This is a genomic window from Pseudomonas sp. MS646 (assembly GCF_036693845.1).
Lineage (GTDB): Bacteria > Pseudomonadota > Gammaproteobacteria > Pseudomonadales > Pseudomonadaceae > Aquipseudomonas > Aquipseudomonas chlororaphis_E.
In genome coordinates this window covers 3300535-3315489 of sequence record NZ_CP144763.1, presented here as the reverse complement: position 1 = coordinate 3315489, position 14955 = coordinate 3300535, and the positions used below count along the sequence as shown (strand labels likewise).

Here is a 14955-nt window from a genome sequence, read left to right as displayed (position 1 = left end):
AGTTCAATAACCGAGGTTACGCAGGCCACGCAATTGGGTCAGGTTGCAGTCCAGCGCTCCGGCGCTGGGGCCGTTGTTGTTCAGCACCACGTTGAGCTGGGTCATGTTGCTGACCAGGTTGCTGTTGCCCAGCAGGCGGGTGTTCTGCAACAGCCCGCCCTGGGCGACTTGTTGCAGGCTGCTGCCCTGGTTGCGACTGGCCTGGATCGCCATCTGCACGCCACTGCTGGTGGCCGTGACCGCGACGCTGCCGGCGGCGTTGCTGCCGCTGATGGTCTGGCCGCGCGTCAGCAACTGGCCCTGGGCGGGTGCCAGGGCAGGTGCCTGGCTGCTCTCCTTCACATTGATGTCGACGTTGTTGTACGCGGTGTTGCCGTCGCCGGCAGCGCGTACGCTCTGGGTCACGCCCTGGCCCGTGCCAAGGCCTGCGCCACCGGTGATGTTGCCGCTGCCCTGGTCCGGGACGCTGCCGTTGCCGGTCTGCTTGATGGTGGAGACGTAGAATTCGGGCTTGATGGTGGCGGCCTGGATCTGCATCGAACTGCTGGCGCCGATCAGGTCACCACTGGCGTTGCGCCAGGTGCTGCTCATGACGATGCCAAAGCTGATGATCCGGCCGGGCATGACATACCGGCCGCGCAGTTCGGCAAGCTCCTGATCCTTGACTTCGATGGGTTTGAATCCGGCATAGGCATGGGCCGGGACTGACGCGGCCAGGCAGGCCAGCGTCAGCCAATGTGACGTTTTCATGTACTGCTCCCGGAGCGTCCTGCTCCTTATTGTCGTTATGTTGGCGTTGGTCGGCGATTAAAAGAAGTCGCTCTGTATGAAGCCGAAATCCATCAGTTCTGCATCCCTGACCGGGTTGAACCCGTCCAGCTTGTTACGTGCCGTCAGCGGTTGCGGAGGGCTGCGCAACGCATTGGTCTTGTCGTAGCCTGGCCCGACGATGGCAAAGACGATGCCGTTCCAGCCCTTGACGAAATCTTCCTGGGCGTAGCGTTTATGGCCCAGCACCGGGTCGGCGATATAGACCCATTGCTTGTCGGCGCGCTGCAATACCACGAAGTGCTTGTAGCCGCGTATTTCCATCAGCACCACCACCGGAATGGTCACCGCTTCGAGTTTTTCGGGCGGTATCCGGTAGCCTCGGGCGCGCATCCCGATGGTTTCCACGTAGCGTTTCATGTCGAGCATGGAAAACCCCTGGGTGCGGACCAGGTTCTGGTCGGCATTGACCAGCATGCCCTTGATGACGTGTTCTTCATCGACATCCAGCCAATAGGCCTGGCGCAGTACCGTGGCCAGCGCGGCGGCACCGCAGCTGAAATCGGTTTTCTGCTCGACGATGTCGCTGAATTTGCGCTCGCGCACGCTTTGCACCGGCTTGAAGACCAACATGCCGCCAGGCAGGGCGGCCACCGGCATCTGCGCGGCCTCAGCCACGCAAGCCATGCAAAGCAGCAGGGAAAGGGCCATTGCACGCATGATCGATACGCCTGGGGAGTCGTGGAAAAAAAGCCCCGTTCGTGGACAACGCTATTGGCTCAAGGTCTTTGTGAACCCTGTGGCCAGGGAGCAAGCTCCCTCGCCACGGGCCCATTTCAAATCCCGTGAATGGCTAGCACGACCGGTTCCGGGGGCTTCATTTCATGCGCATCTACATGCAAGCCTTGCAGCCGGCGGCAATGGACAGCGAGTTGCTCTGCTGGTTACCCACGCCGGCCGACACGTTGGCGCCACCGTTACCGGAGAAGCCGTTCATGGAGTTGCTCATGGTGGCGTTGTTGATCACAGGGTTTTTCCAGCCATCGCGGGTCAACACCTGCTGGGTGTTGCTGCCGGCCAGGTCGAAGGTGCCCACGGCGCTGAACTTGAACTTGTCGTCGTCGTGGCCGCCGCCATAACCGCCGCCCTTGTTGTCCCAGCCGCCATGATTGTCGTCTTCGGCGGTGCCGCTGCCTTTTGCCTTGAACGTACCGGAGGCGCTGTAGGTGCTGGTGAGGGTGTCGGTCTTGTAGGTCCGCACGCCTTTGTTGTCCACTTCCAGGCCGGTGGAGGTCTGGTCGGCCGACGCCGAGGCTTGGGCGACGCGACCGCCGGAAACGGCGATGGCCAGGTTGTTTTTCTGTTGGTTGAAGTTGCCGGCGGTTACGTTGATGCCGATGTTGCCGGAGCCGTTGTTGCCCGCGTTGGTGAGCGAGGCATTGTTTTGGGTGGAGTTGTTCTTGACGTAGTTGTTGTTATTGACCTGGGTAGCACTGGACATGGCGACGGCCGAGCCAAAGATGAAGCTTTCGTCAGCGGTGGCCAGGGCGGCGGCATTGTCCTGCTGGTTACCGTCGCCACCTGCGACGTTGGCGCCCATGTTGCCGTTGCTGCCATTGAGCGAGTCCTTGGCGTCAGCGGTGTTGCGGGTGGCCTGGTTGGTCACCACGTTGCCGTCGCTGTTCTGCTCGTCCAGCACCGTAGCCCCAGCGCCGGCACTGATGGAGAGCATTTGATCCAGCGTCGGACCTTGTTGGCCATGGTTGCCATGGCCGTGCCCATTGCCATGTCCATTGCCGTGATTGTTATCGTTACCGCCAGCCTGCGCGGCCATGGCCATGACAGCGGCGAGAGCGAAAACCAATGGTTTGAGTGCCATTGTAGGTTTCATAGTGTTTCTCCTTGCGTGTCGTTGGTTAAGTGTCGGTACTTTCTTATGCACACTGCGCCGGGTCAGTCAGCGACCCGGATGCTCAGGGTGTTGGCCATGTGGTTCCCCACCCCGGCACTCTGGTTCACCTGAATCACCCCTCGGCTGCCGGTGAAGGCCTGGTCGCTGGTCACGACCTGGCGACTGCCGGTTGGGGCGCCAGTTGCTCCTGAGTTCGGTAGCAACGCCACGTTCTGTTGGGAAAGGGCGCTGTCATCAATGCTCTGCGGGTGGGCACTGATGCCCACTCGCATGACATTGGCCATCTGGTTGTTGGCCCCGGCGGACTGGTTGACGCCCAGCACGCCGTCGCCATGGGTGAATGCGTTGCCGCCGATACGGGCGGTGGCGTTCATGTTCGGGTTGGCCGGCGTGTCGATACGCTGGCGTACGGTGGTGGTGGCCTGGGCGTCGGTGCCAATGGCAATGGCCCGGGTATTGGTCTGCTGGGTCTGGTCGCCGGCCGCCTGGTTGATGTTGAGGTTGCCGGTGTAGCGACTGCCGGAGTCCTGCAGATTGGCGCTGTTGACCACCGCCACGCCTGGGTCGGCAAGGGCGATGGAGGAGCCGAGCAAGGCCAGCAGGCAAAGGACGGGCTTCATCTCATTGGCCTCCCGCCAGCCGACCCAATGGGGCCAGGCCGGAGCTGAGCGAGCGGTTGATGGTGCCGGAGATCGCGCCGCCGCTGCCGCCGCCGTGACCGGCACTCATGCCGGGCATGCCGTTGGGGTTGGTCACCACATTCAGGCCTTGCATGCCGGTGTTCGGGGTGACGGTGCCGCGGATCGACGAGCCGCTGGCGACGCTGGCGAACTCGCCATCGCTCAGCTCGGTGCTGGTGGTCACCTGATGGATTCGTTCGGATGGGTTGGCATTGACGGTGGTCGGGTAGGGGTCTTTGCCGCCATTGCGACCGATGGGAATGGGTTGCACGTCACGGCTGAGCACAATGACGCCGTTGCCTTCGGCCTGCACCGGCGGGCTGAGGGTTGCGCTGGTGGCGCAGCCGATCAACAGCAGACAGGTCAAACTTCTTTCGAAAGTCCCCACGACGGCGATTCCTTCTTCGGTGGGCTGGCCCTGGTCCAGCGTTGCGAAGTGGTGCAGAGCAGGTGTTGTGCCGTGTTTTGAAACGGCTTTGGATTCAATGGGTTGTCGTCAGCGAAGCGGCACGGCGGAGGGCAGCTGTTTCAGCGCTGAGACAATGCCCGTGTCCATCAGGCTGCGTCCCGCTGTCCCAGGGCTCTGGATCCAGCCTTTCAGCGGGGTGTTTCAGCGGCTTTACAACCCTGATGACCGTTGGATGAAGCGGCTTTGCAGGCGGGGTTGGCGTGGGGGAGGTGTTTCAGGGATGCAACACATCCGGGTGGAGCAACTGGGTTACGACGGCGAAAACCCGTTCCTGGCGTTGCGCCCAGTTGCCTTCGATCAACTGGTAGGGCTGCCCATGGCGAACCAGCCAATGCTCGATCGCCTCGAAAAAGGCCATGCGTTCGGCGAGTTCCGGCTGGCAGCGCAAGCCGTCGCCGGTCCATTCGACCTGCTCGGGGCTCAGCAGCAGGTGCAGGTCGTAATGGCGGCTCAGCAACGCCGGTTCGAGCCAGGTCGGGCAATCTCCGAACAGGGTCTGGCTCCAGAGGATGTTGCTCAGCAGGTGCGTGTCGAGGATCAGCAGCGCCGGCTGGCGGGCTCGGGCGGCGTCCTCCCAGGCCAGTTGCCCGGTGGCGATCTCGGGGATGTCGGCCAGGCAGGTGTCGCGTGGGTTCTGCTCCATGAAATGGCGGACATACTCGTCCACCCGCAGGCCGCCGAAGTGCGTCTGCAACTGCTCGGCCAGCCAGCTCTTGCCGCTGGATTCCGGGCCCGTCAGCACGACCACTTTCATGCGCGCAGCGCCGGGTCGGCACGCCATTCCCGCCAGCCTTGCACGGCCAGGAGGGTGAACAGCGCGTACAAGGCGGCGGTCAGGTACAGGCCCTTGTAGATGAACAGGGCGACGAAAATGCAGTCCAGGGCGATCCACAGCGGCCAGCATTGCACGCGTTTCTGCGCCATCCACCACTGGGCCACCAGGCTGAAACCGGTCAATGCGGCGTCGAGCCAGGGCTGCGCGGCGTCGGTCCAGTGGGCCATGGCCGCGCCCAATACCAGGCTTCCCGCCGCACCGATGCCCAGGCCTAGCCACACCGACGGCGCTTGCAGGCGCGTGACCTGACGGCCTTCATGGGCCTGCCCGGCGCGGGTCCATTGCCACCAGCCGTAGAGCTGCAGCACGGCGTAGATCACCTGCAGCAACATGTCGGAATACAACTTCACGTCGTAGAAAATCCAGCTGTACAGCAACACCATCACCAGGCCGATCGGCCAGCACCAGGGGTTCTGCTTGACGGTCAACCAGACAGCGATCACGCCGAGGGCCGCGGCAAACAGTTCGAGCCCGGACATGGTGGTTCCTTGGGAAAGTGGAGAGGGCGGCGATTGTAAACGGTATGGTGGGGGCAGCTCCAACTTCAATGCTGGAGCGTTCGCGAGCAAGCCCGCTCCCACAGGTTGATCCTTGGCGGACACAGGATTTGTGCTCACCGTAGATCCCTTGTGGGAGCGGGCTTGCCCGCGAAGCCGGTCTACCGGCTAGACGCGGAACTGAGTGAGCAACCCGTTCAATTGCTCACTCAACGCCTTGAGCCGGGTGCTCGCCAGGCTCGACTGTTCGGCGGCCAGGGCGGTGCTGTGGGACAGGCCGGCAGCCTGGGTGACGTTCTGGTTGATGTCTTCCACCACATGGGCCTGTTGCAAGGTCGCGCTGGCGATGGAGGCGTTCAGGCTGTTGAGGTTGCGCAGGGCCTGGCCGATCGCGTTGAGGCTGGCGCCCGCCAGGCCGGCCTGTTCGATGGTCAGTTGCGAGGCCCGGCTGCTGTCGCTGATGACTTTGACCGCGGCTTCGGAATGGTTCTGCAAGCGCTCGATCATCGCCTGGATCTCGGCCGTGGATTTCTGCGTGCGCTGCGCCAGCAGCCGCACTTCATCGGCCACCACCGCAAAACCGCGGCCCTGTTCGCCGGCGCGGGCGGCTTCGATCGCGGCGTTGAGGGCCAGCAGGTTGGTCTGCTCGGCAATCGAACGGATCACCTCCAGGACGCTGCCAATCTGGGTGCTTTCGCTGGCCAGGGTGCGGATCACCTCCACCGCCTGGTCGATGGTCTGGGACAGTCGATCGATCTGCTGCAAGCTGCCGTCGATGTTCACCTGGCCCTGCTGCGCCTGGGATTCGGCGTCGCGCATTTCGCTGGCGGCATGTTCGGCGTTCTTCGCCACGTCCTGCACGCCATAGGTGACCTGGTTGATCGCCGTGGCCACCAGTTCCATTTGCTGCGACTGCTGCTGGCTGCGTTCCTGGGCCTGTGCGGCGTCGCTGCCCAACTCGTTGGAGGATTGCCCCAGGGCACTGGCCGAGGCCTGCAACTGGCTCACCACCTGGCGCAGCTTGGCGGTAAAGGCGTTGAAGTGCCGGGCCAGTTGCGTGACTTCGTCCTGGCCATGGGTGTCGAGGGTGCGGGTCAGGTCGCTTTCACCGCTGGCGATGTTCGCCATGGCGTTCACCGTCTCCTGCAAGGGCCGCACGATGCTGCGCACGATCAGCGTCAACAGCACGGCCATGATCAGGGTGATCCCCAGGCCGACCAGCGACGCCTTGATCAACTGGGTGCGGAATTCCGCGGCCACGTCGTCCACGTATACCCCCGAGCCGATCACCCAGCCCCAAGGCTCGAACAGTTTGACGTAGGAAGTCTTGCCCACCGGGGCATCGGCGCCCGGCTTCGGCCAGAGGTAATCCACCATGCCCGCGCCCTTGGACTTGGCGATGGCGACCATTTCGTTGAACAGGGCAAAACCGTTCGGGTCGCGGATCGCCGAGAGGTTCTGGCCTTCGAGTTTCGGGTTGGTCGGGTGCATGACCATGACCGGCGTCAGGTCATTGATCCAGAAATAATCGGTGTCGTTGTAGCGCAGGCCGCGCACGGCGCTGAGCGCCTGTTTCTGTGCCGCGTCGCGGGTCAGCGTGCCGGCGGTTTCCAGGCCATGGTAATAGCTCAGCACGCCACTGGCGGTCTGCACCACGTGCTGGGTCTTCTGTACCTTGGCCTGATACAGATCGTAATGGATCTGTTTGAGCATCAAGGCGCCCAACGTGAACAGCATCACGATGGCCACGACCAGGATGAGCCATAAGCGTCGGCTGATCGACACATTGCGCAAGCTATTCATACGCTGTCACTCCAGTTTTCTTATTCTTGTCAGCAACGACCGGCGGAGCTCGAGCATCCGTCGGTATCGCCTGACTTTTCTAACCCCATAACGCGGCAGCGTTATTCGGGCTTGTCTGATAGGATTTCGGCCCCGCGGCGCAAAACCTGAGCCTGAGTTGATGTTTCATTGGTTTTTTTTGAGCGGTCGCAGTTATCGTGCACCCGCCGCGGGCACCTGCCTGACACTTTAATTTTGATGAGACCCTGGCAGACAGGGCTTTTTTGGGGGATGAATGGATTTGTGGACCGCCTTTTCGGCACTGATTCTTGGCGTGGTAGAAGGCTTGACGGAGTTCCTGCCGATTTCCAGCACCGGGCACCAGATCGTGGTCGCCGACTTGCTGGACTTTGGCGGCGAGCGCTCCATGGCGTTCAACATCATCATCCAGCTCGGCGCGATCCTGGCGGTGGTCTGGGAATTCCGGCAAAAAATCTTTGACGTCGTGCTGGGCTTGCCGACCCAGCCGAGTGCGCGTCGGTTTACCGCCAACCTGCTGATCGCCTTCTTGCCGGCGGTGGTGCTGGGCGTGTTGCTGGCCGACTGGATTCACCATTACCTGTTCAATCCGATCACGGTCGCCGCGGCGTTGGTGGTGGGCGGCCTGGTGATGCTCTGGGCCGAGAAGCGTCAGCATCGGGTACACGCCGAAACGGTAGACGACATCACCTGGAAGGACGCCTTGAAGGTTGGCCTGGCACAGTGCATCGCGATGATTCCCGGCACCTCCCGTTCCGGCGCCACCATCATCGGCGGATTGTTGTTCGGCCTCTCGCGCAAGACCGCGACCGAGTTCTCGTTCTTCCTGGCAATGCCCACCATGGTCGGCGCCGCCGTCTATTCGGGCTACAAGTACCGTGAATTGTTCGTCCCGGCGGATTTCCCGGTGTTTGCCATCGGCTTCGTCACCGCGTTCATCTTCGCCATGATCGCCGTCAAGGCCTTACTGCGTTTCATCGCCAGCCACAGCTACGCGGTGTTCGCCTGGTACCGGATTGCCTTCGGTCTGTTGATCCTGGCCACCTGGCAGTTCGGCTGGGTGGACTGGTCTGCCGCCCAGCCATGAACGATTCAGGCACCCGCAAGCGCACCGCCAATGGCGCGGTGCAGCACTGGCGGCTCAAACTGGTGGTGTTCGCGTTGCTGTGTGGCTTGCCGCTGTTCGGCTCGCTAACGCTGGCGCTGCGGGCGGAGTCGTGGGTGCCCCTGGTGGCCTATGGCGTCGTCAGCGCGGTGGCGTTCGTGCTGTATTGGCGCGACAAGCGCAAGGCTCGCGCCGATGCCTGGCGTACCCCGGAAAACGTGCTGCACGCCGTGGAACTGGCGGGCGGTTGGCCCGGTGCCCTGTTGGCCCAGCAGGTGTTCCGCCACAAGACCCGTAAGGTCTCGTTCCAGTTGGTGTTCTGGTGCATCGTGCTGTTGCACCAGGTGTTCTGGGTCGACCAGTTGTTCCTGGGCGGCCTGTTGCGGCGGTTCTGAGTGTCAGTCCATCAGCAGGCCGACCTGGACGCGCTTGGGCAATTTACTCACCACCAGTTGATGGGAACGCCGGATCAGACTGCGCAGTTCGTCGTCGCCCAGAGGGTAAGGCACCTCCATGATGATCCACTGGGCCCGCGCCAGGTACGGAGCGGGGTGGATGCCCGGCCGATCGCAATGGCCGAGGAACAAATCCTTGTCGACCTTGAACGCCAGTGAATCGCTGCGCAGGCCTTGCAGGGCGAACATCTTGTTGCCGGCGATGGAAAACACCCGCACGCCGCCCCATTTGTAATCTTCTCGCGCACCGGGCAAGCCCAGGCAGAACGCCGCGACATCCTCTTCGCTCAAACTCATATCATTCGTTCCCCACAAAGCTCGAAGGCTTCCACCAGATGATCGATCCACGCGCGCACTGCCGGTAGCATGCCGCGCCGATGAGGGTAGACCGCCTGGAGCCAGCCGTCCGGCGACGACCAGCCAGGCAACAGTTCGACCAGTCTGCCGTCCAGCAACTCCTGCTCGCAATACATGCTGGGCAATAAAGTGAAGCCCAGGCCGGCGAGGGTGCAGGCGCGCCGCACGATGAAATCGTCGATGCCCAGGCGCGCCTCCAGGGTCAGCTCGGCGCTTTGGCCATCGGCCTTGAGCAGGCGCATGTGCACCAGGCGATCGGCTTCCAGTGCCCCAAGCACCGGCAGCTGCTTGAGGTCCTCCGGGGTGTTGACCTGGCGTCCTTCGATCAGCGCAGGGCTGGCGACCATCAGCAGCCGCGCCTGGCGCAGTCGGCGGGTCATCAGCAGCGGGTCTTCGTCGCCGATGTCGCGCACCCGCAGCGCCACATCGATGCCCTCGCTGACCAGGTCGACCCGGCGGTTGACCAGGATCATTTCCAACTGGACCTGGGGGAATTTCGCCAGGAAGGCGCTGATCACCCCCGGCAGGATCTGGTGGGCCAGGCCGACCGGGCTCGACACCCGCAAGCGTCCACGGGGTTCGCTCGACATGCTCGCCACCGCCTCGTCGGCCATTTCGGCTTCCAGCAACATGGCCTGGCAATGGCGCAGGTAGCGTTCGCCGACCGCCGTCAGCTTTAGCTGTCGGGTGGTGCGCTGCAGCAGGCGGGCGTCGAGGCGTTCTTCCAGCTCGGCAATGCGCCGCGACAGGCGTGACTTGGGGATGCCCAGGGTGCGGCCGGCGGCAGCAAAGCCGCCAGCTTCGACAACTTTGGCGAAATAGTACAAATCATTGAGGTCTTGCATGTTCGGCGCTCTATTGTCCTGCCAGTAGGACGAACTATCGCATCAATGCAGTCTTATCGACTATTGGTTTCGTCGATAGGATTGTCCTCAATTGATCGCCTGGTTGCGATCCTCACTTGGAGAGCATTCACATGAAACTGCTGCACATCGATTCGAGCATCCTGGGCGACAGCTCCGCTTCCCGCCAATTGAGCCGCGAAGTGGTGCAGGCCTGGCAGGCCGCCGAGCCCGGCATTGTGGTGACCTATCGTGACCTGGCCGCCGACGCCATCAGCCATTTCTCGGCCCAGACTTTGGTTGCCGCCGGCACCAGCGCTGAACTGCGCGACGCCGCCTTGCAGCACGAAGCCGAGCTCAGTGCCACCACGCTGGCCGAATTCCAGGCCGCTGACGCGGTCGTCATCGCGGCACCGATGTACAACTTCACCATTCCGACCCAGCTCAAGGCCTGGATCGACCGCATTGCCGTGGCCGGCCAGACCTTCAGCTACAGCGAAGCCGGTCCTGTGGGCCTGTGCGGTGGCAAGAAGCTGGTGATCGTGTCCACCGCAGGCGGCTTGCACGCCGGTCAACCCAGCGGCCTGGCCCATGAGGACTACCTCAAGCACATGTTCGGCTTCCTGGGCATCACCGACATCGAAGTGATCCGTGCCGAAGGCCTGGCCTACGGTGAGGAGATGCACGCCAAGGCCATGACTGCCGCCAAGGCCCAGATCGGCGAGCAGTTCGCCGCTGCGTAAAGCTTGGGTAAAAAAGCCAAGCGTTTCGGGCAACTTCGGTAAAACTCTGTACTCTGATCGTCATGGACGGCCAGGGTGCAGAGTTTTCCTGCATCTGGCGAAGGCTTTTGGCGCAGGTTATGCACGCCAAGCTGCGAGCCACCGGGTATCTGGCCGGGTGGTGAAAGTGGAAGATGCGATGATACGTCTTGGTGCGCAATTACTGTTTTGCCTGCTCGGCAGCCTGGGTTCAGTGCAGGCCGCCCCGGCGCCGCATCCGCATTGGAGCGCCGGATTCCATGAGCTGAGCTTTCTCGATCCGCTGGACCGCCAGCCGATGCACGCCATTGCCTTCTACCCGTCTACCGCCAGGGACCAGTCCAGCCAACTGGGTGGCTACCAGATCGATGCCGCCCCGGAAGCCCAGATCGCCATTGGCCGTTTCCCTCTGCTGATGCTGTCCCACGGCAATACCGGTACGCCGTTGGCCCTGCACGACCTGGCCACCTCATTGGCGCGCAAGGGCTTCGTGGTGGTGGCGGTGATTCATCCCGGGGATAACGCCCAGGACCATAGCCGGCTCGGCACCTTGAGCAACCTGTACGGGCGGCCGATCCAGATTTCCGCCGCCATTACCGCGACGCTGAACGATTCGATGCTCTCGCCGTTCGTCAATGCCGGGCAAGTGGGGGTCATCGGTTATTCGGCCGGGGGCGAGACCGCGTTGATCCTGTCCGGTGCCACGCCCGACCTTAATCGCCTGCGCCGCTATTGCCAGGAGCGGCCTGACGACCGTGACGCCTGCAACACCCAGGGCGAGTTGATCGCCGACCGGGATGACCTGCAACCCGAGGCCGACCCCAGGGTTCGGGCGCTGTTGCTCATGGCGCCGTTGAGCCTGAAGTTTGGCCGGCACACCCTGGCGGACGTCCATGTGCCGGTGCTGCTCTACAGCGGTGACGGCGACAAGCTCGTGGCCTTCGACAAGAATGCCGCCGCGCTGGCGCGCAAGCTGCCTATCGCACCGGACTTCAAGACACTGGCGGGCGCTGGGCATTTCGTCTTTTTGGCGCCGTGCACCGAAGAGCAGATTGCCGCAATGCCGGCCCTGTGCACCGATGCCGATGGCGTTGACCGTAAAGACATCCACCGGACGATGATTTCCGAGGCCGGGCGCTTTTTCAGCGACGCCTTGGGCAAGCCGAGCCGAGCGGGCTTGAATACTGCCGATCAATAGCCTTTCTGTTCGGCCCGCCGACGTAGGAGCAGAGTCAGGCCGAGGCCGGTGATGGACAGCAGCGCCGCGCAGAAAAAGATCGACGAATAGCCCAGGTTCAGCGCCACCGCCCCCATCAGCGGGCCGGCAATCGCCAGCGCCAGGTCAAAGAACACCGCGTAAGCGCTCAACCCTGCGCCGCGACTGGTGTTGGGCACTTGTTTGATCGCTTCCACGCCCAGCGCCGGGTACACCAACGACAGCCCGAACCCCGCCAGCCCGGCACCTACCAAGGCGAATGCGGTGGACGGCGCCAGCCAAAGCAGCGCCAGCCCCACGGTTTCGATGCTCATGCAGGCGATGGCCGAGCTGAAGCCGCCGAAGCGGGCAATGCTGGAAATGAACAGCAACCGCGCCAGGATGAAGCAGATGCCGAAGACCGTCAGGCACCAGGCAGCGCCGGTCCAGCCGCGGCTGACATAGAACAGCGTGATGAACGTGGTGAGGGTGCCATAGCCGATCGAGGCCAGGCTCAGGCTCGCGCCGTATGGCGCAATGCGCCCGAACACCGCCCAGAAGGGCAGGCGTTCGCCGCGGATGACCGGCACAGAAGGTTTGTGGCGAATCATCAGCAGCGCCAAGCCGGCCAGCAACGACAACGCGAGCCCCAGGCTGGTGAACCCCAGCGCATCGACCATCACCACCCCCAGCGGAGCACCGATGGCGATGGCCCCGTACGAGGCGATGCCGTTCCAGGAAATCGAGCGGGCGGTATGCTCCACGCCCACCTGGCCCATGCACCAACTGATAGTGCCCACGCCAATCAGGCCCTGGGCGATGCCGAGCAGCAAGCGGGCAACAATCAGGATCACCAGGCTCACCAGCGGCAGGCTTTGCAGCAGCGTCGAGAGCAAGGTCAGCACGCCACTGAGCACAATCCCCGACAAGCCGTAGACGATCGCACGCTTGGTGCCGACGCTGTCCGACACCCGCCCGGCCATGGGCCGGCTGAGCAGGGTGGCCAGGTACTGGGAGCCGATGGTCAACCCCGCCACCACCGCGCTGAAGCCCAGCTGTTCGTGCACATACCCCGGCAACACGGCAATCGGCAGGCCGATGCAGAGGAAGGCAATGAAGGTATAGAAAACGATCGAGACGATCTGCAGGGTGATCGACAGGGAACTGGGCGAAGAAGAGGGTGTGGACATGGGGCTCGTTCGCGGGCGGCGGTAAGAGTGCTTCATCATGGCTCGGGGAACGGATAAAAGAAAGCAGGCTAACTAAATGTGCACATTGAAGGTCACCACAGATCCCTTGTGGGAGCGGGCTTGCTCGCGAAGACGGTGTGTCATTGATAAGAGTGTTGGCAGGCAGGCCGCTTTCGCGAGCAAGCCCGCTCCCACAGGGGATGTGCGGCTGAAATGAAAAAGCCCTGTCACATCGGACAGGGCTTTTCACGTGTAGCTTGCAGCTCGAGGCTGACTTAGAACATCACACCCTGGCTGCGCAGGTAGTCGTCGTAGGTGCCGCTGAAGTCGACCACGCCGTCCGCGCTCAGCTCGATGATGCGAGTGGCCAGGGACGAGACGAACTCACGGTCGTGGCTGACGAAGATCAGCGTGCCCGGGTAGTTCTCCAGCGCCAGGTTCAACGCCTCGATGGATTCCATGTCCAGGTGGTTGGTCGGTTCGTCCATCACCAGCACGTTGGGCTTTTGCAGGATCAGCTTGCCGAACAGCATGCGACCCTGTTCACCACCGGAGATGACCTTGACCGACTTGAGGATCTCGTCGTTGGAAAACAGCATGCGACCCAGGGTGCCACGGATCATCTGCTCGCCCTGGGTCCATTGGCCCATCCAGTCGAACAGGCTGACATCGTCGGCGAAGTCATGGGCATGGTCCTGGGCGTAGTAGCCCAGTTCCGCGCTTTCAGTCCACTTCACCGAGCCGGCATCCGGCGCCAGCTCGCCCATCAGGGTGCGCAGCAGGGTGGTCTTGCCGATGCCGTTGGGGCCGATGATCGCCACGCGCTCGCCGGCTTCGACGGTGAAGCTGAAGTTCTTGAACAGGGTCTTGCCGTCGAAACCCTTGGACATGCGCTCGATGGTCACCGCCTGGCGGTGCAGTTTCTTGGTCTGTTCGAAGCGGATGAACGGGCTCACGCGGCTCGATGGCTTGACCTCGGCGAGCTGGATCTTGTCGATCTGCTTGGCGCGGGAGGTGGCCTGCTTGGCTTTCGAGGCGTTGGCCGAGAAGCGGCTGACGAAGGTCTGCAGCTCGGCGATCTGGGCTTTCTTCTTGGCGTTGTCCGACAGCAGCTGCTCGCGGGACTGGGTGGCCGCGATCATGTACTCGTCGTAGTTGCCCGGGAACAGGCGCAGCTCGCCGTAGTCCAGGTCGGCCATGTGGGTGCAGACGCTGTTGAGGAAGTGCCGGTCGTGGGAAATGATGATCATGGTGCTGTTACGCGCCGTGAGAATGTTTTCCAGCCAGCGAATGGTGTTGATGTCCAGGTGGTTGGTCGGTTCGTCGAGCAACAGCACTTCCGGATCGGAGAACAGCGCCTGGGCGAGCAGCACGCGCAGCTTCCAGCCCGGCGCGACTTCGGTCATCGGGCCGAAGTGTTGCTCCAATGGAATGCCCAGGCCCAGCAGCAGTTCGCCGGCACGGGATTCGGCGGTGTAGCCGTCCATTTCGGCGAACTCGGTTTCCAGCTCGGCCACGGCCATGCCGTCTTCTTCGGTCATTTCCGGCAGGGAATAGATGCGATCGCGCTCGGCCTTGACCTTCCACAGCTCTTCGTGACCCATGATCACGGTATCGATCACGGTGAATTGTTCGTAGGCGAACTGGTCCTGGCGCAGTTTACCCAGGCGCACGTTCGGCTCGAGCATGACCTGGCCGCCGGACGGCTCGAGGTCGCCACCGAGGATTTTCATGAAAGTCGACTTGCCGCAACCGTTGGCACCGATCAGGCCGTAGCGGTTGCCCGCGCCGAATTTGACAGAGACGTTTTCGAACAGCGGCTTGGCGCCGAACTGCATCGTGATGTTAGCTGTAGAGATCAAAGGTTTATCCTGCGGAACATTCAGAGTAGCTAAGGGTGCGGCAGTACCTGTTCAGTACCTGTTTGCGCCGATCGGGAGCGCACTAAAGGCGTCGCGGCGAGCGCAAGGGTCCATCCGGCATAAGAGGACAGCAGCATACGGAGCGCCTGGCCCGGTCGACGTGCGCCGAAGCCGGGGTCGCGGTATCGGCCAAAAAAGGGGGCGCT

16 protein-coding genes are annotated in these 14955 nt (G+C 62.7%); 4 read left to right on the top strand and 12 right to left on the bottom strand.

What is annotated here, in order from left to right; genetic code table 11:
* Positions 1 to 3: 3 nt before the first annotated feature.
* The 8 genes from V3H56_RS14600 to V3H56_RS14565 all read right to left on the bottom strand — a co-directional run bounded on the left by V3H56_RS14600 (position 4) and on the right by V3H56_RS14565 (position 6964).
* Positions 4 to 750: a hypothetical protein gene (locus tag V3H56_RS14600; RefSeq protein ID WP_042730467.1), complete on the bottom strand. Its 747-nt coding sequence runs from the start codon at positions 748 to 750 to the stop codon at positions 4 to 6.
* A 57-nt stretch (positions 751 to 807) separates the two neighbouring features.
* Complete coding sequence (locus V3H56_RS14595; protein ID WP_042730468.1) at positions 808 to 1488, bottom strand: C39 family peptidase; 681 nt, start codon at positions 1486 to 1488, stop codon at positions 808 to 810.
* Positions 1489 to 1660: 172 nt separating this feature from the next.
* The gene (locus tag V3H56_RS14590) at positions 1661 to 2659 is read right to left on the bottom strand and encodes a hypothetical protein (RefSeq protein WP_047738745.1); all 999 of its coding nucleotides are present in this window, start codon (positions 2657 to 2659) and stop codon (positions 1661 to 1663) included.
* 62 nt (positions 2660 to 2721) lie between these two features.
* Positions 2722 to 3300 carry an adhesin gene (locus V3H56_RS14585; RefSeq protein ID WP_338473502.1) on the bottom strand — a complete coding sequence of 193 codons (579 nt, stop codon included), beginning with the start codon at positions 3298 to 3300 and terminating at the stop codon, positions 2722 to 2724.
* 1 nt (position 3301) lies between these two features.
* Positions 3302 to 3748, bottom strand: coding sequence for a hypothetical protein (locus tag V3H56_RS14580; protein ID WP_047738741.1), 447 nt, complete (start codon positions 3746 to 3748; stop codon positions 3302 to 3304).
* 295 nt (positions 3749 to 4043) lie between these two features.
* Positions 4044 to 4583: an AAA family ATPase gene (locus V3H56_RS14575; protein ID WP_042732648.1), complete on the bottom strand. Its 540-nt coding sequence runs from the start codon at positions 4581 to 4583 to the stop codon at positions 4044 to 4046.
* Entirely contained in the window at positions 4580 to 5143 is a 564-nt protein-coding gene (gene pnuC, locus V3H56_RS14570) for a nicotinamide riboside transporter PnuC (RefSeq protein WP_042732649.1), read from the bottom strand. The genes V3H56_RS14575 and pnuC overlap by 4 nt, the downstream gene beginning before the upstream one ends.
* A gap of 186 nt (positions 5144 to 5329) precedes the next feature.
* Positions 5330 to 6964: a methyl-accepting chemotaxis protein gene (locus V3H56_RS14565; RefSeq protein WP_042732650.1), complete on the bottom strand. Its 1635-nt coding sequence runs from the start codon at positions 6962 to 6964 to the stop codon at positions 5330 to 5332.
* Positions 6965 to 7238: 274 nt separating this feature from the next.
* On the opposite strand from V3H56_RS14565, the gene V3H56_RS14560 reads away from it, so the two are divergent.
* Both V3H56_RS14560 and V3H56_RS14555 read left to right on the top strand, forming a co-directional pair.
* Positions 7239 to 8069 (top strand): undecaprenyl-diphosphate phosphatase, encoded by an 831-nt coding sequence (locus V3H56_RS14560; RefSeq protein ID WP_042732651.1) that lies wholly within the window; start codon positions 7239 to 7241, stop codon positions 8067 to 8069.
* The gene (locus tag V3H56_RS14555; protein WP_042732652.1) at positions 8066 to 8482 is read left to right on the top strand and encodes a DUF1294 domain-containing protein; all 417 of its coding nucleotides are present in this window, start codon (positions 8066 to 8068) and stop codon (positions 8480 to 8482) included. Before V3H56_RS14560 ends, V3H56_RS14555 begins: the two co-directional genes overlap by 4 nt.
* Positions 8483 to 8485: 3 nt before the next feature.
* Here the strand turns inward: V3H56_RS14555 and V3H56_RS14550 are convergent, their stop codons facing one another.
* Positions 8486 to 8839: an MmcQ/YjbR family DNA-binding protein gene (locus V3H56_RS14550; protein WP_053145102.1), complete on the bottom strand. Its 354-nt coding sequence runs from the start codon at positions 8837 to 8839 to the stop codon at positions 8486 to 8488.
* Positions 8836 to 9744 (bottom strand): LysR substrate-binding domain-containing protein, encoded by a 909-nt coding sequence (locus tag V3H56_RS14545; protein ID WP_042731135.1) that lies wholly within the window; start codon positions 9742 to 9744, stop codon positions 8836 to 8838. The genes V3H56_RS14550 and V3H56_RS14545 overlap by 4 nt, the downstream gene beginning before the upstream one ends.
* A 131-nt stretch (positions 9745 to 9875) precedes the next feature.
* Between V3H56_RS14545 and V3H56_RS14540 the strand changes: the two genes are divergently transcribed.
* Positions 9876 to 10484 carry an FMN-dependent NADH-azoreductase gene (locus V3H56_RS14540; RefSeq protein ID WP_042731136.1) on the top strand — a complete coding sequence of 203 codons (609 nt, stop codon included), beginning with the start codon at positions 9876 to 9878 and terminating at the stop codon, positions 10482 to 10484.
* A gap of 178 nt (positions 10485 to 10662) precedes the next feature.
* Positions 10663 to 11700 (top strand): dienelactone hydrolase, encoded by a 1038-nt coding sequence (locus V3H56_RS14535; protein WP_042731137.1) that lies wholly within the window; start codon positions 10663 to 10665, stop codon positions 11698 to 11700.
* Here V3H56_RS14535 and V3H56_RS14530 read toward each other — a convergent pair.
* Positions 11694 to 12887 (bottom strand): MFS transporter, encoded by a 1194-nt coding sequence (locus V3H56_RS14530; RefSeq protein ID WP_042731138.1) that lies wholly within the window; start codon positions 12885 to 12887, stop codon positions 11694 to 11696. The genes V3H56_RS14535 and V3H56_RS14530 overlap by 7 nt on opposite strands.
* 275 nt (positions 12888 to 13162) lie before the next feature.
* A complete protein-coding gene (locus V3H56_RS14525; RefSeq protein WP_080922119.1) occupies positions 13163 to 14749 on the bottom strand; it encodes an ABC-F family ATPase in 1587 nt (528 codons plus the stop codon).
* Positions 14750 to 14955 lie beyond the last annotated feature (206 nt).

Excerpts from the sequence above, each read along its gene's own strand:
- V3H56_RS14600 (WP_042730467.1), bottom strand. The coding sequence starts at position 750 with ATGAAAACGTCACATTGGCTGACGCTGGCCTGCCTGGCCGCGTCAGTC.
- V3H56_RS14595 (WP_042730468.1), bottom strand. The coding sequence starts at position 1,488 with ATGCGTGCAATGGCCCTTTCCCTGCTGCTTTGCATGGCTTGCGTGGCT.
- V3H56_RS14590 (WP_047738745.1), bottom strand. The coding sequence starts at position 2,659 with ATGAAACCTACAATGGCACTCAAACCATTGGTTTTCGCTCTCGCCGCT.
- V3H56_RS14585 (WP_338473502.1), bottom strand. The coding sequence starts at position 3,300 with ATGAAGCCCGTCCTTTGCCTGCTGGCCTTGCTCGGCTCCTCCATCGCC.
- V3H56_RS14575 (WP_042732648.1), bottom strand. The coding sequence starts at position 4,583 with ATGAAAGTGGTCGTGCTGACGGGCCCGGAATCCAGCGGCAAGAGCTGG.
- pnuC (WP_042732649.1), bottom strand. The coding sequence starts at position 5,143 with ATGTCCGGGCTCGAACTGTTTGCCGCGGCCCTCGGCGTGATCGCTGTC.
- V3H56_RS14565 (WP_042732650.1), bottom strand. The coding sequence starts at position 6,964 with ATGAATAGCTTGCGCAATGTGTCGATCAGCCGACGCTTATGGCTCATC.
- V3H56_RS14560 (WP_042732651.1), top strand. The coding sequence starts at position 7,239 with ATGGATTTGTGGACCGCCTTTTCGGCACTGATTCTTGGCGTGGTAGAA.
- V3H56_RS14555 (WP_042732652.1), top strand. The coding sequence starts at position 8,066 with ATGAACGATTCAGGCACCCGCAAGCGCACCGCCAATGGCGCGGTGCAG.
- V3H56_RS14550 (WP_053145102.1), bottom strand. The coding sequence starts at position 8,839 with ATGAGTTTGAGCGAAGAGGATGTCGCGGCGTTCTGCCTGGGCTTGCCC.
- V3H56_RS14545 (WP_042731135.1), bottom strand. The coding sequence starts at position 9,744 with ATGCAAGACCTCAATGATTTGTACTATTTCGCCAAAGTTGTCGAAGCT.
- V3H56_RS14540 (WP_042731136.1), top strand. The coding sequence starts at position 9,876 with ATGAAACTGCTGCACATCGATTCGAGCATCCTGGGCGACAGCTCCGCT.
- V3H56_RS14535 (WP_042731137.1), top strand. The coding sequence starts at position 10,663 with ATGATACGTCTTGGTGCGCAATTACTGTTTTGCCTGCTCGGCAGCCTG.
- V3H56_RS14530 (WP_042731138.1), bottom strand. The coding sequence starts at position 12,887 with ATGTCCACACCCTCTTCTTCGCCCAGTTCCCTGTCGATCACCCTGCAG.